Source organism: Bacillus pretiosus (assembly GCF_051294775.1).
Taxonomy (GTDB): domain Bacteria; phylum Bacillota; class Bacilli; order Bacillales; family Bacillaceae_G; genus Bacillus_A; species Bacillus_A wiedmannii.
Genome location: NZ_JBPPHF010000310.1, coordinates 1 through 295, shown reverse-complemented (window position 1 = coordinate 295; position 295 = coordinate 1). Strand labels below are relative to the sequence as shown.

At 40.0% G+C, this 295-nt stretch carries 1 pseudogene; it reads right to left on the bottom strand.

The features are described 5' to 3' along the window. Positions 1 to 295, bottom strand: a pseudogene (locus ACSG5Z_RS31015) (class III poly(R)-hydroxyalkanoic acid synthase subunit PhaC); the annotation flags it as partial.

Sequence of the window (295 nt, the reverse complement as noted above, 5' to 3'; positions counted from 1 at the left end):
CGCTCCTCCAGCCAATTTCCAACCGTCGGATATGTTTGTTTTACCGCTGTTCCACCGTAAACGATCGACATATGTCCCGTTGGTAACCATACATATTGTTTATCTGTGCTAGAAATATGGTCTAGCAAAGCTTCTACTTGGCATGGCAGGGCGATATGATCACGTTTCGCAGAAATATTTAAGACATTCGCCTTAATATTTGCAAGGTCTACCTTTTGTCCACGAATAACGAGGTCACCTTTCACTAATTTATTATTTTGATAAAAATCACGAATCCATTGTCTATACGATTCAC